19 protein-coding genes and 2 pseudogenes are annotated in these 19,063 nt (G+C 60.1%); 11 read left to right on the forward strand and 10 right to left on the reverse strand.

The window, feature by feature from the left end:
* Window positions 1–297 precede the first annotated feature (297 nt).
* The 4 genes and pseudogenes from folE to AB4O11_RS23600 all read left to right on the forward strand — a co-directional run bounded on the left by folE (window position 298) and on the right by AB4O11_RS23600 (window position 2,505).
* Window positions 298–855, forward strand: a complete 558-nt coding sequence (gene folE, locus AB4O11_RS23585; RefSeq protein WP_034154114.1) for a GTP cyclohydrolase I FolE — start codon at window positions 298–300, stop codon at window positions 853–855.
* Window positions 856–936: 81 nt separating this feature from the next.
* The gene (locus AB4O11_RS23590; RefSeq protein ID WP_460128825.1) at window positions 937–1,479 is read left to right on the forward strand and encodes a DUF3833 domain-containing protein; all 543 of its coding nucleotides are present in this window, start codon (window positions 937–939) and stop codon (window positions 1,477–1,479) included.
* Window positions 1,476–2,185 (forward strand): annotated as a pseudogene (locus AB4O11_RS23595) (SDR family NAD(P)-dependent oxidoreductase). The gene AB4O11_RS23590 and the pseudogene AB4O11_RS23595 overlap by 4 nt, the downstream one beginning before the upstream one ends.
* A gap of 14 nt (window positions 2,186–2,199) precedes the next feature.
* The gene (locus AB4O11_RS23600; RefSeq protein ID WP_093431477.1) at window positions 2,200–2,505 is read left to right on the forward strand and encodes a DUF6482 family protein; all 306 of its coding nucleotides are present in this window, start codon (window positions 2,200–2,202) and stop codon (window positions 2,503–2,505) included.
* Window positions 2,506–2,687: 182 nt separating this feature from the next.
* Here AB4O11_RS23600 and AB4O11_RS23605 read toward each other — a convergent pair whose 3' ends face one another.
* On the reverse strand, window positions 2,688–3,656 hold the full coding sequence (locus AB4O11_RS23605; protein ID WP_460128828.1) for an NAD-dependent epimerase/dehydratase family protein: 969 nt from the start codon (window positions 3,654–3,656) through the stop codon (window positions 2,688–2,690).
* Window positions 3,657–3,748: 92 nt separating this feature from the next.
* On the opposite strand from AB4O11_RS23605, the gene AB4O11_RS23610 reads away from it, so the two are divergent.
* The 3 genes from AB4O11_RS23610 to AB4O11_RS23620 all read left to right on the forward strand — a co-directional run bounded on the left by AB4O11_RS23610 (window position 3,749) and on the right by AB4O11_RS23620 (window position 8,689).
* Window positions 3,749–4,636, forward strand: a complete 888-nt coding sequence (locus AB4O11_RS23610; protein ID WP_099759183.1) for a LysR family transcriptional regulator — start codon at window positions 3,749–3,751, stop codon at window positions 4,634–4,636.
* A 263-nt stretch (window positions 4,637–4,899) separates the two neighbouring features.
* On the forward strand, window positions 4,900–7,305 hold the full coding sequence (locus AB4O11_RS23615; RefSeq protein ID WP_460128830.1) for a glucose/quinate/shikimate family membrane-bound PQQ-dependent dehydrogenase: 2,406 nt from the start codon (window positions 4,900–4,902) through the stop codon (window positions 7,303–7,305).
* An 85-nt stretch (window positions 7,306–7,390) separates the two neighbouring features.
* Window positions 7,391–8,689 carry a carbohydrate porin gene (locus AB4O11_RS23620; RefSeq protein ID WP_460128832.1) on the forward strand — a complete coding sequence of 433 codons (1,299 nt, stop codon included), beginning with the start codon at window positions 7,391–7,393 and terminating at the stop codon, window positions 8,687–8,689.
* Window positions 8,690–8,751: 62 nt separating this feature from the next.
* Here the strand turns inward: AB4O11_RS23620 and AB4O11_RS23625 are convergent, their stop codons facing one another.
* Window positions 8,752–9,006, reverse strand: a complete 255-nt coding sequence (locus AB4O11_RS23625; RefSeq protein ID WP_460128834.1) for a hypothetical protein — start codon at window positions 9,004–9,006, stop codon at window positions 8,752–8,754.
* Window positions 9,007–9,175: 169 nt separating this feature from the next.
* Window positions 9,176–9,823: a hydrolase gene (locus AB4O11_RS23630; RefSeq protein WP_460128836.1), complete on the reverse strand. Its 648-nt coding sequence runs from the start codon at window positions 9,821–9,823 to the stop codon at window positions 9,176–9,178.
* Window positions 9,824–10,001: 178 nt separating this feature from the next.
* Between AB4O11_RS23630 and AB4O11_RS23635 the strand changes: the two genes are divergently transcribed.
* Both AB4O11_RS23635 and alaE read left to right on the forward strand, forming a co-directional pair.
* Window positions 10,002–10,925 (forward strand): LysR family transcriptional regulator, encoded by a 924-nt coding sequence (locus tag AB4O11_RS23635; RefSeq protein ID WP_460128838.1) that lies wholly within the window; start codon window positions 10,002–10,004, stop codon window positions 10,923–10,925.
* A gap of 38 nt (window positions 10,926–10,963) precedes the next feature.
* Complete coding sequence (alaE, locus tag AB4O11_RS23640; RefSeq protein WP_460128840.1) at window positions 10,964–11,425, forward strand: L-alanine exporter AlaE; 462 nt, start codon at window positions 10,964–10,966, stop codon at window positions 11,423–11,425.
* Between the two features lie 86 nt (window positions 11,426–11,511).
* Here the strand turns inward: alaE and AB4O11_RS23645 are convergent, their stop codons facing one another.
* The 7 genes and pseudogenes from AB4O11_RS23645 to AB4O11_RS23675 form a co-directional block, all read right to left on the reverse strand.
* Window positions 11,512–11,874 (reverse strand): hypothetical protein, encoded by a 363-nt coding sequence (locus AB4O11_RS23645; protein ID WP_460090961.1) that lies wholly within the window; start codon window positions 11,872–11,874, stop codon window positions 11,512–11,514.
* A 91-nt stretch (window positions 11,875–11,965) separates the two neighbouring features.
* On the reverse strand, window positions 11,966–12,454 hold the full coding sequence (locus tag AB4O11_RS23650) for a DUF2867 domain-containing protein (RefSeq protein WP_460090962.1): 489 nt from the start codon (window positions 12,452–12,454) through the stop codon (window positions 11,966–11,968).
* Between the two features lie 138 nt (window positions 12,455–12,592).
* Window positions 12,593–13,939, reverse strand: a complete 1,347-nt coding sequence (locus tag AB4O11_RS23655; protein ID WP_257355161.1) for a glutamine synthetase family protein — start codon at window positions 13,937–13,939, stop codon at window positions 12,593–12,595.
* 21 nt (window positions 13,940–13,960) lie between these two features.
* The gene (locus AB4O11_RS23660; RefSeq protein ID WP_093431445.1) at window positions 13,961–14,518 is read right to left on the reverse strand and encodes a helix-turn-helix domain-containing protein; all 558 of its coding nucleotides are present in this window, start codon (window positions 14,516–14,518) and stop codon (window positions 13,961–13,963) included.
* A gap of 13 nt (window positions 14,519–14,531) precedes the next feature.
* A pseudogene (locus AB4O11_RS23665) lies at window positions 14,532–15,820 on the reverse strand (NAD(P)/FAD-dependent oxidoreductase).
* A gap of 56 nt (window positions 15,821–15,876) precedes the next feature.
* The gene (locus tag AB4O11_RS23670) at window positions 15,877–17,205 is read right to left on the reverse strand and encodes an ATP-binding protein (protein ID WP_460128842.1); all 1,329 of its coding nucleotides are present in this window, start codon (window positions 17,203–17,205) and stop codon (window positions 15,877–15,879) included.
* Window positions 17,202–17,909, reverse strand: a complete 708-nt coding sequence (locus AB4O11_RS23675; protein ID WP_460128844.1) for a response regulator — start codon at window positions 17,907–17,909, stop codon at window positions 17,202–17,204. The genes AB4O11_RS23670 and AB4O11_RS23675 overlap by 4 nt, the downstream gene beginning before the upstream one ends.
* A 162-nt stretch (window positions 17,910–18,071) precedes the next feature.
* On the opposite strand from AB4O11_RS23675, the gene AB4O11_RS23680 reads away from it, so the two are divergent.
* Together AB4O11_RS23680 and AB4O11_RS23685 are read left to right on the forward strand one after the other, a co-directional pair.
* Entirely contained in the window at window positions 18,072–18,389 is a 318-nt protein-coding gene (locus tag AB4O11_RS23680) for a hypothetical protein (RefSeq protein WP_093431433.1), read from the forward strand.
* A complete protein-coding gene (locus AB4O11_RS23685) occupies window positions 18,389–19,048 on the forward strand; it encodes a DUF3313 domain-containing protein (protein WP_093431430.1) in 660 nt (219 codons plus the stop codon). The genes AB4O11_RS23680 and AB4O11_RS23685 overlap by 1 nt, the downstream gene beginning before the upstream one ends.
* Window positions 19,049–19,063: the final 15 nt, after the last annotated feature.

A 19,063-nucleotide genomic window follows, 5' to 3' on the forward strand; every position in this document is an offset into this window, starting at 1 on the left:
AACCGTCAGGATGTCTGACGGTTTCCAAATCAATCAGAACGCCGCACAACATCGCTTGTTATCGCGCCGCGCTCCTGCTTCTGCCGTAGCGCTCACTGTCATCCCCCTTCCCGCTCCTCGCGCCACCTCACATTTTCCGATGTGAGGTTTTCGCATCTGCATAAAAAAGATTGCCGATTCATTGTCAGGTGATTTTTTTCAGCCTATCTTCAATAAAACCTATACAAAGCACTTCATCGCGTACAACTCTTTCGCTATGGATTGGCCCCACGCACAGCACTGCCGCGAGCACCTTGAATGAACCCACTATTAGCCAGCCATTACCGTGAAATTCTCGTCGGCGTCGGTGAAAACCCCGAGCGCGAAGGTCTGTTGGACACACCCCAGCGCGCCGCCAAAGCGATGCAGTATCTGTGCAATGGCTACACGATGAGCCTGGAAGACGTCACCAACGGTGCCCTGTTCGAGTCGCAGAGCGATGAAATGGTGATCGTCAGCGACATCGAGCTGTATTCCTTGTGCGAGCACCACATGCTGCCCTTTATCGGCAAGGCACATGTCGCGTACATCCCCACCGGCCGGGTGCTGGGGCTGTCGAAGGTCGCGCGGGTGGTAGACATGTTCGCGCGGCGCCTGCAGATCCAGGAAAACCTCACGCGGCAGATTGCCGACGCCATCCAGCAGATCACCGATGCCGCCGGTGTCGCGGTGGTCATTGAAGCCCGGCACATGTGCATGATGATGCGCGGCGTTGAGAAGCAGAATTCGGTCATGACCTCCTCCGTGATGCTGGGCGCTTTCCGGGACAGTTCGACGACACGGCAGGAATTCCTGCAACTGATCGGGCGGCGATAAAGCTATACAGGGGACAGTCACTGTACAAGCCGCCAGTTCGAATCTCACCCTCTTCACTTGTGCGTTTCAGGGAGTTAGGCAATGACCCGATTTCTGCTGTTACTGACACTGGCACTCAGCGTCGCAAGCTGCGGCAGCGTGGATGTTGCCCGTTATGCCGAGCAACAACCGGCCTTGGACCTGCAGCGTTTTTTCAGCCAGCCCGTCAAAGCCTGGGGAATGTTTCAGAAGCGCAGCGGTGAAGTGGCCAAGCGTTTTGAGGTCAACATCGTCAGCCGGCGTGAGGGTGACAACCTGATTCTCGACGAGCGCTTCCTGTACAGCGACGGCACCCGCCAACGTCGCGTCTGGACTCTCACGCCCGAAGGCCAGGGGCGTTGGAGCGGTCGCGCGGCTGACGTAGTGGGTGTCGCCGAGGGCCGGGTCGCGGGCAACACGTTGCACTGGCGTTATCGCCTGAACCTGCCGGTCGACGACTCGACTTACGAAATGAGCATGGACGACTGGATGTACTTGATGGACGAGGACACGTTGATCAACCGCACCAGCATGTCCAAGTTCGGCGTAGAGGTCGGCCAAGTGACACTGTTCTTCCGTCGCCAAGGCGCGGGAGTCAGCGAGTGAACCGCGCATTGACCCTGGCCTCGTTTGGCGATGGTTATCGCGCGCTGGTGATCGGCGCCAGTGGCGCCCTCGGCACAGCCTTTTGCCAACTGCTGAAACAGGATCCGCGCTGTGCCGACGTTCGCGCGCTGGGGCGCCGTACCCTCCCGCGCTCGACCTTGAACGACCTGAAACGATTGCCAGCGCCGCCGCCGAACTGGCAGGCGAAGCGCCGTATCAACTGATCATTCACGCGGCTGGTCTGCTCCATAGTGACGGGATCAAGCCGGAAAAAAGCTTCAGCGCGATCGAGCCGGAGGCGCTGCAAACCGTGTTTCAAGTGAACACGCTGGGTCCGGCATTGGTGTTGCGTCATTTCCTACCACTGCTCGATCCTCGGGGAGCAATGGCGATGCTTTCGGCCAAGGTCGGAAGCATTGGCGACAACCAATTGGGCGGCTGGTACGCCTACCGCGCTTCCAAGGCTGCGCTGAACATGCTGATCAAGACCGCCGCCATCGAATTGGCACGCACGCGCCCGCAGAGTCGCTTGCTCAGTCTGCACCCGGGCACGGTGGTGTCGGGGTTGTCGCAACCTTTTCGCGGCGCCTCCAGCGCCCGTCCGGCAGACGTTGCCGCTGAACAGTTACTGACCTTGATTGACCAGTTGACGCCGGCCGACAGCGGCCATTTCTTTGCCTACGATGGAGAATGCCTACCCTGGTAGGCAAGGAGTGAAGCATGAACCTGCAAGCCCTCACCGAACGTGCGGCCAACAGTGAAATACGCGAACTGGAGCTGTTGTCACTCGAAGGTGGTTTTTATCTGGCGCGGATCCGTCTGGATCACGGCCAGTTCACCTTGCTGGATGACGCGGCCAAGCCGATGCACCTGCGCTCGATCACCCACCTGCGGGACTTGCTACAGACCGTGCCGGCCTTTCCCTGCGTACTGGTGCAGCAATGCGTGCACGACGAAATGTGCGGGCGCGATTCAGGGCCTGTCGAAGAGCTGCGCATTCCGTTTTCGCTCACCACGCCGGCATGAGTCGGACACTGTCGTTCAACTCGCAATCAGCGCTGGCGGCCAGACGGATTCCCACGCTGGCCTGACGTGACCTGTCATCTGTGGATACGCCCCAATACCGTGAAGCCGTAGGTACGCCGGGCGTATGAGCTGATCTGGAGCCGTCAGGCGCGTGGCGCATTTCCCGCCAGGCGCGGCTTCATTCAATCCAGGCAACCCAGACCTGCCAGCGTTGCTTCGACAGCCTCATCCAGCGGCGTGTGCGGCTCACGACCCAATGTCGCCAGCAAGCGCGCGCCGCTCAAACGCACCGGCTCGTTCCACAGGTAGCGCATCTCCTGCATTTCGCGAAAGGTTTCGACAACGGGTGACAGCACGCTGATCAACCACCACGGGAAGGCTTTGATCTTCGGTGCCTTGCCGCTGCGTTTTACGACAACGCGGCGGATGGCTTCGGCCATTTGCCGACCGTCCGCATCCCAATGACCCGCCATATGAAAGGTTGCAAAAGGATCAAGGATCTGGCGACGCTCCAGCAGTTGCACCATGGTGTTGGCGACATCGGGCAAATAGGCCCACTGGTTGCCGATGCCCCTGGCACTCGGCAGGAACACGCGGGCCACCGTCCTGCCCGGTTTGATCAAGCCTTGGGAAAACCAGTTATTGCCCGGTACCGGCCCGAAAAAATTGCCGGCGCGCACAATGATCACGCGGCAGCCTTGAGTGCTGGCGGCGCGCAGTCGTCGCTCAAGTTCCACTCGCAAGGCGCCTTTGCGGGTCAAAGGTTGTTGGGGCGAATCCTCGTGCAGCAGTGGAAAGGCATCCGGCCCGTAGTTGTAAACGGTGCCCGGCAGGACAATCGTCGCGCCTTGGGCAATGGCGGCGGCGATGGTGTTGTCGAGCATGGGCAACACCTGCTGGTCCCAGCCACGATACCCCGGCGGATTGACCGCATGGACGATGGCCGAGCATCCCTGCGCAGCGGCCATGACCTGCTGACGATTCATCGCGTCACCGTCGAACCAAGTAATGCCTTCCAACCCTTGGTTTCGCGGACGGCCACCGCGACGCAATGCACACACTTCCCAACCGGATTCGCGCAACTTGCGCGCCACCTCACCGCCAATGCCACCGGTTGCACCCAAAACCAAAACGCGCCGACTTGTGATCATGTTACCGCCCTCTCGATGGAATGAGAGAAGTCTGAAGGCGCTCATCACTCTATGAAATTGCCTAATTTCGGCGACCCGCTATACATTTATGCATGGACAATAACATTAGCTGGGAACTGTACCGCTCCTACCTGAGCGTGTTGCAGGAAGGATCATTGTCGGCCGCCGCGCGGGCACTGGGTGTTGCCCAGCCCACGGTCGGGCGCCACATCGATACGCTCGAGCAGCAACTGGGCGTAAGCCTGTTTACTCGGTCACAACAAGGCCTGTTGGCGACAGAAGCTGCGCTGGCACTCAAGCCTTTCGCCGAAGCTATGCGCGCCAATGCCGCTGCACTGTTGCGCGCCGCCGAGGCACAAGGGAGCGCAGTCAGAGGAACGGTGCGCATCAGCACCAGCGAGGTGGTCGGCGCAGAAGTGCTGCCCCCGGTGATTGCCGGACTGCAAAGCCGCTACCCGGAACTGAAGGTGGAGCTGGTGCTGACCAATCGCGTGCAAGACCTGTTGCATCGTGAGGCCGATATCGCCGTGCGCATGGTCGCCCCCGAACAGGGCTCGCTCATTGCCCGACGGATCGGCGACATCGAACTGGGCCTGCATGCCCACCGTCGCTACCTCGATGCGCGCGGCACTCCGCAGACACTGGAAGCACTCACCGATCACGCACTGATCGGGTTCGACCAGGAAACGCCCTTTCTGCGCAGCGCCAGGCACTGGTTGCCACAATGGCGGCGCGAACACTTCACCTTGCGCACTGACAGTGATCTGGCCCAACTGGCGATGATCCGCGCTGGTGTGGGCATCGGCGTGTGCCAGGTGCGAGTGGCGCAACGTGACCCCGAACTGGTGCGCGTACTCGCCCAAGCCTTCAAACCCCGACTGACCACCTGGCTGACCATGCACGAAGATTTACGCAGCAGCCCGCGCTGCAGAGTGACCTTCGAAGCCCTGCTCGCAGGACTTGAGCTATATGTGGGCTAAGCTGGTTTTAATGCCGTGGGTCGGCTGATCTTTAAGGCCAGGTTGAACACGGCACAACGAAAGAGCTGTCATAACCGGCTTTTTTTCTGACACAAATGCGTTTTTTGCAAACATTCAAAAGCTCTGCTGAACCCCATGAGACTGCCAGTTTCGGCTCAGCCGCGTTATCGAAGAACCAACAACGCTTTATTACTGAATTAGTGATTTAACTAGGTAGTTACCTAACTATATAATGCCCTCCTCATTTCAACGGGACATTCAACGTGAAGCAGAGTCAACGCCTCTCGGGCATATCAAAATTCATTCTGGTCGGGCTGGGCGTCGTCATCGCCCTGCTCGGCTTGGCGCTGGCTGCGGGCGGCGTGAAGTTGGTCAGCCTGGGAGGCTCGTGGTACTTCCTGGTGGGTGGCTTGGTCATGGCCGTTTCCGGTCTGCTGATCGCGCGCTACAAGCCAGCCGGTGCGTGGTTGTTTGCCGCGTTCCTGGTCGGAACAGCGATCTGGGCGGTGAGCGATGCCGGGCTGGTGTTCTGGCCGGTGTTCTCGCGCCTGTTCATGTTCAGCGTGATCGGCCTGGTCGTGGCGCTGGTTTATCCTCTGCTCAAGCGTGCCAACGGCAGTGTTGCAGGTCGCGGCGCTTACGCCGTGGCTGCGGTGCTGGCGGTCGGCGTGGCTGTGGCGGCTGGCAACATGTTCGTCGCGCACCCGACCGTTGCCGCCACCGGCACTGGCCCGGGTCTGACCCCGGTCGAGCCGGACAAGGCGCAAAAGGACTGGGCGCACTACGGTAATACCGAAGGTGGCAGCCGCTTCGCCGCGCTGGACCAGATCAACCGCAACAACGTCGACAAGCTGAAAGTCGCGTGGACCTACCACACCGGTGACGTCGCCGAGAGCGATGGCAATGGCGCTGAAGACCAGCTCACCCCGCTGCAGGTTGGCAACAAGGTGTTCATCTGCACCCCGCACAACAACCTGATCGCCCTTGATGCCGACACCGGTAAAGAGCTGTGGAAGAACGCGATCAACGCCCAGTCGAAAGTCTGGCAGCGTTGCCGTGGCATGGCCTATTTCGACGCCAGCGCTGCCATTGCTCAGCCAGCCAATTCGAAAATCATCGAAGCCAAACCGGCGCCGGCCGCCAACTGCCAGCGCCGTCTGCTGACCAACACCATCGATGCCCGTTTGATCGCGGTCGATGCTGACACTGGCGAGTTCTGCCAGGGTTTCGGCAACAACGGCCAGGTCGATCTTAAGGCCGGTCTGGGTGATGTTCCGGACAGCTACTATCAGTTGTCGTCCGCTCCGTTAATGGCCGGCACCACCGTGGTGGTTGGCGGTCGCGTGGCTGACAACGTGCAGACCGACATGCCCGGCGGCGTGATCCGTGGTTTTGACGTGATGACTGGTGCCATGCGCTGGGCCTTCGACCCGGGCAACCCGCAGGATAAAAAAGCGCCGGCAGACGGCAGCACCTATGTGCGCAGCACGCCGAACAGCTGGGCACCGATGTCCTATGATCCGGCGACCAACACCGTGTTCCTGCCGATGGGCAGCTCGTCTACCGACATTTATGGTGTCGAGCGCAGCAAACTCGATCACACCTACGGCGCTTCGATCCTCGCGCTGGACGCCACCAGTGGTGAAGAACGCTGGGTGTTCCAGACCGTGCACAACGATCTGTGGGACTTCGACCTGCCGATGCAGCCGAGCCTGATCGACTTCACCAAGGACGGTAAAACCGTACCGGCCGTGGTCATCGGCACCAAGGCCGGGCAGATCTACGTGCTCGACCGCGCCACCGGCAAACCGCTGACCGAGGTTAAAGAAGTCCCGGTCAAAGCGGCGAACATCCCGAACGAACCGTACTCGCCTACTCAGCCGAAATCGCTGGGCATGCCGCAGATCGGCGCACAGCACCTGACCGAATCGGACATGTGGGGCGCGACCCCTTACGACCAGTTGCTCTGCCGCATCGACTTCAAAGGCATGCGTTACGACGGCCTGTACACCGCGCCGGGCACCGATAAATCGCTGAGTTTCCCGGGTTCGCTAGGCGGCATGAACTGGGGCAGTATCTCTACTGACCCGGTACACGGTTTCATCTTCGTCAACGACATGCGTCTGGGCCTGTGGATCCAGATGATCCCGTCGCAGAACCAAGGCAAGGCCGCTGGCGGTGGCGAAGCGCTGAACACCGGCATGGGCGCCGTGCCGTTGAAAGGTACGCCGTACGCGGTGAACAAAAACCGCTTCCTGTCGGTAGCCGGCATTCCGTGCCAAGCACCACCGTTCGGCACACTGACCGCGATCGACATGAAGACGCAGAAAGTCGCCTGGCAGGTTCCGGTCGGTACCGTTGAAGACACCGGTCCACTGGGCATCCGCATGCACCTGCCGATCAAGATTGGTCTGCCTACGCTCGGCGGCACCCTGTCGACCCAGGGTGGCCTGATCTTTATCGCCGGCACCCAGGACTTCTACCTGCGCGCGTTCAACAGCGGCAACGGTGAAGAAGTCTGGAAAGCACGTCTGCCAGTCGGCAGCCAAGGTGGCCCGATGACCTATGTTTCGCCGAAAACCGGCAAGCAATACATCGTCATCACCGCCGGTGGCGCGCGTCAGTCGACCGATCGCGGCGACTACGTGATGGCTTACGCCCTGCCGTAAACCACGGTGTTCACGTAAAGCGCGGCACCTTCGGGTGCCGCGCTGCTTTCCCCCTATTGCTCATGTTTTTTGCAGGAAGATTTACATGCTATCGGCTGTTGGTTTTTCCCGTTCCGACCTGTTCAAAGGCCTGTTGCTGGGCCTGACGTGCACCACCGCTCTCCCCGCGCTGGCCGACATCGATTCCGATTTGTTGACCCGCAGTACCCTCACTGGTGACTGGGGTGGCTTGCGTCACCAGATGGATGAGCAAGGCATCAAGTTCACTGGCGACTACAGCGGCGAAATGGCTTACAACGCCGACGGTGGCTTGCATCGCTCGGCGCGTTACTCGCAGAACATCAAGCTCGGCGTGCAGTTCGACCTGAGCAAACTGTACGGCGTCGACAATGCCGGCAAGGTCCAGTTGACCATCAACGATCGTCGCGGCAACAGCGCCTCGGAAGATCTGGTCGGCAACCGTCTGCCGATCCAAGAAAACTACGGTGGCCTGTACACGCGCCTGACCGAACTGAGTTACGAGCGCACGCTGTTCACTCCAGCGCTCAATGTGAAACTCGGCTACATGGCCATGGGCAACGACCTCGGCGGCCTCGACAGCGGCATTCTGTGCAACTTCATGAACGCCGGTTTCTGCGGCCATCCGTTGAACATGTCCGGCGGCAGCGGCTGGACCAACTACCCCAACGCGCGTCTCGGCGTGCGGGTGAAATACGACCTGTCGTCTTCCTGGCAACTGCGCGTGGCCGCGTTCAACGTCGACCCCGAGAGCAACGGCAATTCCAGCCGTGCCTGGCACCTTGATCCGAAACACACCACCGGCACCGTGGTGCCGATTGAGCTGGTTTACAAACACGCGGGCGCCCTGCCCGGCGAATACAAGCTCGGCTACTACTACGACAGCTCCGACGTAAAACGCATCGGCAGCGACAAAGAAGTGTCCGGTCGCGGCGGTCATTATCTGCTGATCGACCAGGCCGTCTGGAGTTCGGCGACATCCGAAGGCCGCAGCTTGCACGCGTTCGGCCAATACTCGGCGGCCAGCGAAGCGGCGTCGCCGTTCAGCAAGTGGTACGGCACCGGCGTGGTGCTGTACAAACCGTTCGAAGGTCGCCCGCGAGACACCGTCGCGCTGGGTTATGGTCGCGCCGTGCCGAACCCGCGCAGCCGCGATGTGCAGCAGGACGCCGCATTGAACAACGGCACGGCGTTCCCAAACCTGGACAGCGCCGAGCAGTTGATCGAACTCGGCTACGGCTATCAGGCCACGCCCTGGCTGACGCTGCGTCCAAATATGCAGTACATCATCGAGCCGGGCGCGTTTTCCGGGCAGGACATCGACAATGCGCTGGTGATTGGTTTGCAGGTCAAAGCGGCGCTCTGATCGCCAAATAGCAGGCAATAAAAAACCCGGTTTGAATACCGGGTTTTTTATTGTCTTCAAGATCACTTTTTCTTTTTAGCCGGCTTATCAGCCTTCTTCGAATCCTTGGCCTTCTCAGGCTTGCTGTCGGCTTTTTTCGGCGACTTCTTGGGCTCGGCGTCTTTCTTCTTGTCTTTCTTGTCGGAAGACTTTGAAAGCGTCGAAGCTGCCGCTGATTTCTTTTCCGGTGATGACTTTTTGTCTTTCAGATCCTTGCTGGCTTTCGAAGCGTCACCTTTGTCTTTGCTTTTCTTTTCGTCTTTAGCCACGTTGACCACCTCTCGGAGTGTGCCGTTATTGACACAGCGCCTGTGCGATTGACCACAAGCTAATCATTAGGCGAGCAGGTCTCGGAGCGGTTCAGATTATTTTGCGGCATTCGAAACAAGCCAAAAATGAAGGCCGCGCCAGCTGTCGCCAGCGCCACCTTCAACAACCGCCGGTTGATCAGGCCTTGTTGCCCGCCTCCTGGAGCGCCTTTTCAGCATTGAAACCGTCGAAGTTTTCGAACACGCCCATAAAGCCTGGCACGGTCACCTCGCGCGCCCAGTCGCGCTGCAGTTCGCAGTACATCTGTACCCGGCTGATGAGCTTCGCCCCCGCCTGCTCCATTCGGCGCAACGCTGCCTCGTGTGCGGCGAGCGACGTGCCGCCCACCGCATCGACCGGCACGTAAACTTCATAGCCTTCCTGAATGGCGTCGAGCACCGGGAAGGTCAAGCAGGCTTCGGTCCACAGTGCGGTCATGATCAGTTTCTTGCGCCCGAGCGATTTGACCGCCTGCTTGAACCCGGTGTCCTCCCAACTGTTGATCGACGTGCGGTCATAGGTGGGCAGATGGCCGAGTACCGCTTGCAACTCTTGAATCGGCGGTTTGTTGCGACCGGTCGCGACATTGACGGTCGAGTGGATGATCGGCAGGTTGTAGTTGAGCGCCGCCTTCGCAACGCTGGTGATATTGAAGACCAGTTCATCCCGTGACATCGAGCGGATCGAAGACACCTGAACCGGTTGATAGTCGATGATGATCAACGCTGAATTGTCGGGCGTCAGGAGTTGATCGGTGTGCGGGTTACGGATGGGTTCGCTTGCCATTTGCAGGTCCTTTTGTATGGGTAACGCACGTCGGTAAAACGGCCGGAGCCCGTGCAGTTTTTGGTTCCAGAACGCACGCGAGTGACGCCGTGCCTGGAAAACCCATTGTGCTGTTCCCCTATTCGCAGCAGTAGTAGCATCCCGAGGCGAACTGTGTCGCGCCAAGGGGAACGCGAGAATGGATATCGAAGAACTGCAAACCTTCGTCGAAGTGGCCGATGCCGGGGGCATTTCACAGGCAGCGCTGCGGCTCGGGGTTTCGAAATCAATCGTCAGCCGCCGTCTGGCGCGGCTTGAAGCGGAACTCGGCGTGCAATTGCTGGCACGCTCCACGCGCGGGGCTTCACTCACCGAAGCCGGCGCGACATTTCGCGATTACGCCGCCCGAGTGTGCAGCGAAATCGACATCGCCAAGGAAACCATCCTGCCCGCCGGCGCCCTGCGCGGTCGCTTGCGCGTGGCGGTGCCGTTATCGTTCGGGCCGACGCACTTCGCACCGGTGCTGGCGGAAATGGCTCGCCGTCACCCTCAGTTGCACATTCAGACCTGCTACAGCGATCGCTTCGTTGACCTGATTACCGAGGGCTATGATTGCGCCATTCGCGTGGGTTACCTGCAGGACTCCAACTTGATCGCGAGGCGTATCGGCCCGGTCTACACCAAGCTCGTCGCAAGCCCCGACTACATCAAAGCGCACGGCGCGCCCGATACCCCGGACGAACTGCACGCCCATCAGGCGCTCATGCAAGGCACCGAAGCCCGGCAATTCATGGCGGCTGACAAGGTCATCACGGTTCGCCCGCAAGGACGCTTCAAGGCTGACAACGGCACGGCCCTCGCCGCAGCCGCGGCTGCCGGCCTCGGCGTCGCCTACCTGCCCGATTGTCTCACCCACGAACACATTGCCTCGGGTGCACTCGTGCCGATCATGACCAACCATCCACCGCCCCCGGCCGGCGCCTACCTCCTCCGCGCGCCGGGCCCGCATCCCGCGCGCAAGATACGCGTGCTCACGGATCTGCTGATCGAGTACTTCGGCGAATCTCCGCACCTCGCCGTGCAGCCGCTGTCACAGCACGATGAAATGTCGGCGTCCAGCTGAGGAAAGATCAGTCCCGAAGCCATGAAAGGAGAAGTGAGGTGCCGCAACGCCTGCAACAGTCAACGCGTCGGACTGCATTTATCGCAGACACCACAGCGCTGATCCTGTTTTTCACCATCACCGGCATCCTCAATGAACGTTTCATTGCCGGCATGACGTGGGATCAGGTTCTGCACGCGCGCCTGCTGGGCGCGGTGCTGATGATTCCAGTCGCGCGGCCTTACGGTATCTGGCGCGATTGGATGATGACGCGTGCCGGTCAGGGTCGGGTGTCGAGATTGTTATGGGACAGCATCGCCCTGGTCAGTTTTCAGGTGCCGATCTATGCCGCGATCATTGGCTTCAGTGGTGCATCAGGAGCCGGCCTGCTGCGTGGCACGCTTGGCGCGGCGGTGATGATGCTGGTGCTGGGGCGACCTTATGGGGCGTTTCTTAATCGGGTGCGGAAGCTGTTTGGTTTGCCGCCGGGTGGGGACAAGCCGATGTCGTTGAAGGGTTGAGTGGCTGGGGAAAATTTCAGGGAAGACCCCATTCAGAAAAACGTGATCTGTTCTTTAATCCCGCTCTACTGGCCAGTTTCAGCAGTTCATGCTCTTGCTCCGGTTTCATAAAAGTGGTCAACGCAATAGGCTCTTCCCTTGAGTACAGGTTGCTGGCAGTCCTTCGCCAGACAAGCAGATGTATCCAGACCGCCATGATTTTCGACCATGCGCAGCTTTATCAAAGTTTCCATTTCAGCTGATTCCCAGCCCTCGGGCGAGTCCAGTTTGCGGGCGTACAGGGTTTGATATTTATCCCACTCATCCGCTCGCCAAAGCTGCCCGCACCCGGCACATTGCAATAGTTTGATCCAGTCCCCCGTCGCCAGGCAGCGCATTCCTGCGACAAACGCCGTGTAACGCTGACTGATATCTACCAGGTTGTTTTGACCGTTGCAGGTGCATTGCATGGTTCCACTCCAAATCTTCTTGCTGCTACTCGTTCCACAGTCAACGTCTGCCTCTGCCCCACCGCGGCTGTCCCGGCGCGGGCACCGTTAACTACACTTCGGCGGCGCCTGTATTCCGCTTGAGACGCTCGAGGTCCCTATTGACCAGCACCTTATGGACTACGCCCACCGGCAACATATAGACGCGCCCAAAGACGTTATGCGTTACGACAGACGATGTGATTGTGAACACATGATCTGTTATCGACAGGCAAATCATGACATCCAGATGTCGGTCTCTTACGCTCAGAACGAGCACGTCGGGGCCACTATGCTCCACCAGAAAAAAATCCAGCTTTTCGCCAGCCTGTATTGCCTCTCGACGGGCGCCAGAGAAACCGCCGATGCGCTTCACGCCAACTAACGAGCAAATCGCATCCCTCGTTCGAAACGCCAGTCGCATGACCAGTCCCGGCTTGGCCCGCATGCAGTTCCAGGCTTCAAGAGTGGTTATTTCAACAGGCAGCAGCACCGATCGGCTGTGATAGTAATCAAGATCAGGCAATGCCCTCAGGGTGTGAGCAGGTGAAGGGGTGGTCATACATGATTCCTTTCAATGGGCCGATTTGTTACTCGACATCACTTTCCTTGCGTCTCTGCGCAACGCGATTTCCACGCCAGCAGACGTGCAATGCGCGTAAAAGCGGCCATTCAAGGCGCGCTCTGGATAAGCACCGGGTCACAAATACCAGCGATACTCCCGCGCACTGATCTCCTGCATAAACGCCAAATGATCCTGGCGTTTATTCTCGCAATACACATCCACAAACTCCGCGCCCAACCCTTCCCGCAACTGCGGCTGATGCTGCATCGCACGCACTGCCTCGAACATCTCCTTGGGGAAATCAATCCCGCTGCTGCGGTCTTCATTCAGCGGTGCGATCGGTTCTTTAGCCGATTCCAGCCCGTGCTCCAGCCCCACCAGTATCGCCGCCAGCACCAAATACGGATTGGCATCCGCGCCCGCCAAGCGATATTCAACCCGCAAATTCTTCGCGTCCGACTCGGGAATCCGCAGACACGCATCGCGATCCTCAAAGCCCCAACTGGCTTTGGTCGCGGTGTTCACCGTGCCGCCCAATCGGCGCATCGAGTTCTGGTTCGGCGCGAAGATCGGCATGCTGTGCGGGAGCAATTCCAGGCACCCCGCGACTGCATGGCGTAGCGGCTGCTGCTCATTGGCCGCCAACAGATTATTGCCGGCTGCGTCGTACAAACTGACATGCACATGCATGCCGCTGCCCGGATGCTGCAAGTACGGCTTGGCCATGAAACTGGCGCGATAACCATGCTTGAGCGCCACACCGCGCGTGCTGCGGCAGAACAACGCCGCCCAATCCGCCGCACGCAAACCGTCGTCGAGATGGCCGAAGTTGATTTCAAACTGTCCGGGGCCAAGCTCAGCGGTAATCACCGTGGCGTCGATGCCCTGCGCCCGCGTCGCTTCGACCATTTCATCCAGCACCGGCGCGAAGCGTGAAAGCCGCTCGATGTGCAGGTTCGGTTGATCATCGGCGTCGTCAGTCAGGTCGTCGCGGGGGAATTGCGGCAGACCGTCGCGCAGCTTTTTATCGAACAGGTAGAACTCCAGCTCAAAGGCCACCACCGGATGAATGCCTTTGCGCGCCAGGCGCTTAAGCACCTGTGCGAGCACTTCACGGGGTTCGAATTCGATCGGCTTTTCAGTGCCGTCGGAAGTGATCAGCATCTGCCCCAGCGGCTGCGCTTCCCATGTCACCGGTTTCAGTGTGCCCGGCACCAGACGGCGCACGGCATCCGGGTCGCCGTCGTTGAAGCAGTAATCGCCAATCGGGAACAAACCACCCTGCACGCCCAACAGTACGCAATTCTGCGGCAGCTTCAGTACGCTGCCGGCGGCGACTTTTTCGAGCATGTCTACCGGATAACGCTTGCCGTAAAAATGCCCCGGGATGTCCAGGCAAATCAGGTCGACATAACGCACCTCGGGGTAGCGTTGGCGAAACGCCCGTACTTCGGCGAGCAGGTCAGCGCAGACAGCGTCCATCGTGTTCATCCTTTATGGTTATCAGGTGTAGACCCAGAGCACGCGGGTGAGCTGCTCGGTGAGGTTGCCGTAGCGGCAGCGGGTATGACTGTCGAACTGAAAGCTGTCGCCGGCCTTCAACGTAGCCGGCTCTTCATCGTCGCCCAGCCACAACGTCAGTTCGCCTTCGAGGACGTAACCGCCCTGCTCCGAGCTGTCGGTCAGATGGCGATCGCCGCTGCTGGCGCCGGCTTCGAGATGACTTTCGAGCATGGAGAACGAGGCGCGCATCTGCGGCGATACCAGAATGTCGGTGATGCCATTGGCGTAATACAGCGTGCGACGCTCGTCCGGGCGCGTCACCCACGGCAATTCCTTGGGCTTGGGCAGGCTGTAGAAATACGTGGTCGGCACGCCGAAGGTTTCGCTGATCGCAGTCAGGTCCGCCACGGTAGGCCGCGACAAACCGCGCTCGACCTGCGACAGGAAGCCGACCGAACGGCCGATCTTGTCGGCCAGTTCCTTGAGGGTCCATTTCTTGTGCTTGCGCAGGTCGTGGATGAGGATCGCCAGCGCGGCGATTTCTTCTTGCTTGTTCATGGTCAAAGTCTCATCAAATGCTGTCGCGCAGTCGATACCAGCCTTGCCGATGGCTTCCAGCGGTGCCGCGAAATGTTTGCCACCGGGAAAACGGCCATTGCTCAGGCCCTGGTACAACGCCAATTCATCACTATCGCCGAGGATCGCATGGGACACCGCACGTGCGGCAGCCAATGTCGGCAGGACGCCGTGCCCCGAGTAGCCTTGCAGCCAATAACGGTTACCCTCGCCGCCCACGTCCGGCGTGCGGTTGATCGTCAGGTCGATATGCCCGCCCCAGGCAAACTCGATGCCGACGCCCTGGAGCTGTGGGAACACTCGCTCAAGAAATGGCCGCGTTGCCGCCGCGATGTCCTTGGGCATACCGCCCAGGTAAGTGCAGCCGCCGCCGAACAACAAGCGGTTGTCCGGTGTGCGGCGGAAGTAATCGAGGACGAACTGGTTGTCGGTCACGCAAACATTACGCGGCAACAGCGCATTGGCCTGCTCAGGCGTCAGCGGTTCGGTGGCGACTTGATAAGTGCCCACCGGCAGAATGCAACTGGACAGTTGCGGGTCGAGTTCATCGAGGTAGGCATTGCAGGCCAACACCAGCACATCGGCGCGCACCAAACCGCGCTCGGTGTTGACCCGAAAGCCGTCGCCCTGCTCCTGATAACTCAGCGCCTTGCTTTGTTCATGAATACGCCCGCCGGCCCGCTCGATGGCGGCCGCCGGGCCCAAGGCCAGTTTCAGAGGATTGAGGTGTGCGCCCTCAGGATCGTAAAGCCCGGCCTGATAGCGATCGGTGGCCACCCATTCCGGCAATTGATCACGAGGAATGAACTGCAACCCATCATGGCCCCACTTATGGCTGGCCTCGTGTTGCCATTCGCTGAGCAAGCTGACCCGCCGTGGCATCACCGACGTCCACAAATGCCCGGGGCGATAGTCGCAATCGAAACCATGGCGGCCGGGCAATTCGCGCAGTTCGTCGGCAGCCCAGCGCATACCATCCCAAAGCCGTCTGGCCCGCTCATAACCGAGCGCGGCTTCCAGCGGCGGCATATCGCACGACCAACCGAGAATCGCCTGCCCGCCATTACGCCCCGAGGCCGCCCACGCCACGCGACTGGCCTCCAGCACGATCACGCGTTTACCCGCCAAGGCCAGACGCAACGCGGTGTGCAGGCCACTGAAACCGGCGCCGATGACCACCACGTCGGCGTCATGTTCGCCTTCCAGCACCACTCGATCACGCAGAATATCGGCGCAACTGTGGGCGTAATAGCTGTCGACGTGCTGGCTGGATTGCTGAAACATTCACGACCCCATGAAATTTGTTTCTTGTAATTTCATGAAAATCTACAGAAGAAATTTCACACAGGCAACTCGACCTTCGCGATCAACCCTCCGCTCTTGCGATTGCTCAGCGTCAATTCACCGCCCTGCTCACGGACGATGGCTCGCGCTGCGGAAAGACCCAGACCCACACCGCCGGTGTCACGATTGCGTGAAGTCTCCAGCCGAAAGAACGGATCGAAGACCTGCTCCAACGCCACCTCGGGAATGCCGGGGCCTTCGTCGCTGACCTCGATGCGAATCGAATACTCGTCACGCTTCAACGCAATGACCGGACGCTGCGCATACTTCAGCGCATTCTCCAGCAGATTGACGACCACCCGTTTGATCCCCAGTGGCCGGCCTTCATACACCAAATGCGCCGGGCCGCCGAAGTCGACATTGATCTGCTGATCACGGTAATCGTCGACGATGGTTTGCAGCAGTTCCGACAGATCAAATGCTGTGGTTTGCTCGCGATGGGTGTCTTCGCGGAAGAACGCCAGCGCGGCGTTGATCATCGACTGCATCTCTTCAACGTCGCGAATCAGTTTGCCCTGATGATCGAGGTCTTCCATGAACTCACTGCGCAAACGCATGCGTGTCAGCGGCGCACGTAAATCGTGGGAGATCGACGCCAGCATATGCGTACGCTCGGCGATGAAATGCTGGATCTGCGCCTGCATGGTGTTGAACGCGATGATCGCCTGACGAATTTCGTCGGGGCCTTCGAGCTTGATCGGCGGTGCGCGAAGGTCGGTGCCAAATCGTCTGGCGGCGCGGGCGAAACGCTGCAAGGGGTTGGCCAGTTGGCGGGTGGCGATCCAGGCAACCAGCAGCGTGGCAATCAGGCCCAATGCGATGACGATGATGATACGCGCGCCAAACTCCAGGCCCCAACTCCGCTCAGGCGGGATAAAGGATAACCAGCTGCCATCGACCAATTGCACGACGGCGGCGTAATGCGCCTGGGCACCGCCTTTCGGCCAGTCGCCCGGGCTGAACACCTCGATTTTTCGATCATTGCCCAGCAGTTGCTGCAGCACCGGCACCCGGCTCGCTGGCAGGCGAAGGCCGTCATTGGGCAGATCGAAGTCGGCGCGCTGTGCTTTCCACGACACTTGCAGCATGGCGCTGCTCGCCGCTGCGGCCAGTTGCGGGCGCAGGTTGGCCGGGGCGGCTTCGATCACCCGCGAGGTCGCGGCAATCTGCTCGAGCAGGCCGGTGCGTTCAATCGGCGGCCGTGCCCAGATCCCGGCGACTTGCACGAACAGGGCATTCAACGCCAGCGACGCGACCATCGCCGCAATGATCGTCAGGGCGATGCGCCGGCGCAGGGTGTCGCCACGCCACAGTCGGCGAATCACGAGCGGCTGACCTTGGCGGTGAACAGATATCCGCCGTTGCGCACGGTACGGATCAGGTCCGGGCGCTTGCTGTCCGGCTCGATCTTGCGCCGCAGGCGACCGACTTGCACATCGATGCTGCGGTCGAAAGCGTCATGGCCATGGCCGTGAGTCAGGTCGATCAACTGTTCGCGGGTCAGAATGCGTTGCGGATGATCGAGGAACACCACGAGCAAATCGAACTCGCCGCCGGATAACGGAATCATCACGTTTTCCGGCGAGCGCAATTCGCGACAGGTGATGTCCAGATGCCAACCGGCGAAGCCGATCACCGGGCGCGAAGGCTCGACCGGATGCCGCTGTTCACTGGCACGACGCTGCAAGGCACGCACCCGCGCGAGCAGTTCCTGCGGGGCGAACGGTTTGGTCAGGTAGTCGTCCGCGCCCAGTTCCAGCCCGACAATGCGATCACTCAGTTCGGCCATGGCGGTGAGCATGATGATCGGAATGCCCAGTTGCGTATGCACCTTCTGGCACAGGCTCAAACCACTTTCGCCGGGCATCATCAGATCAAGAATGATCGTGTCCGGACGGTTCTGCGCGATCGCCGCCCACATGGCCTCGCCATGCGGCGCGACGTCGACTTCATAGGCGTGCTGCACGAAGAATTTCTTCAGCAGCGCGAGAATTTCCACGTCGTCGTCGACGAACAGCAGTCTGCTCACAATTACAGATCCATGCGGCGAAAAAACGCCAATCTAAAGCCATTTCGCCGCCCGGGTCATTTATTTCAATCGAGCAACATTTCTACGCGCCAGACATCAAGCGGACATTCTCTGGCAAAACCGCGCGGGCATTCTGCGGCCATTCCAATCCAGGGGGTTCGCATGAAGCTATTGAACGACAACCATTGCGCCGAGGGGCACAACAGCAATCGTCCCTTGATCCTCAGCCAGCGCACCGCCGCGCTCGGCCCCGACACACCGATCGTGTTTCAGGAGTCGTGCCTGAGCGTTTCCAGCGATCAGAGCCGCATCGTCCTGCGCCGCTACTTCGAGCAGTTCAGCCCGACCAATGCGCACTGGGTCGAATACGTCCACAGCATCGCTGCCGCCGACCTGATCCAATGGATCATGAGCCACGGCCAGTTGCACATCGAATGCTCGGACAGCATCGCCACGCAACCTCACAAGGAAACCCGTTAATGACCCGCACGCATTCGCTGTCGCTGGCCCTCGCCACCACCCTGAGCCTGTCCGCCTGCAGCAGTAACAAGGTCGAACACAGCGGCTTTCTGCATGACTACAGCGTCTTGGCCGAGCGCCAGTCGCCGTCCGGCCAGCCTGTCCTGGCGTGGGTCAGCCCGGCACTCGCCCGGGGCCGATATACCCAGGTTTACCTGGCACCAAGCCAGTTTTACCCAAGTGCCGAGCCGACGTCGCGGATTCCGCTGAGCACGCTGTCCGGGGTTACTGACTACTACGATGCGGCGCTGCGGCTGGAATTGGGCAAGGTGATGCATCTGGTCAACCAACCGGGGCCGAACACGTTGGTGGTGCGCCCCGCCATCACCCAAGTGGCGACCAGCACTCAGGGTTTGCGCTTTTATGAGTGGCTGCCCGTCACCCTCGTCGCTGCCGGTGTGAGCACGGCGACCGGCATCCGCGATCAGGACAGTCAGGTCGCCACCGAGGTTTCGTTCGAGGACGGTTCGACCGGCGAAGTGATTGCTGAAGTGGTGCGCAAAGGCACCGGCGTGCCCTTGGAGAACGACAAGCAGGTGTTGACCGCCGACGACATCAAAGTGGTGCTGGACGGCTGGGCCAGCGACCTGCGGCAATCGTATACGGCCATCCGCCGGTAAACACATATCCCCTGT

It is taken from the genome of Pseudomonas sp. H1_D05 (assembly GCF_054682705.1).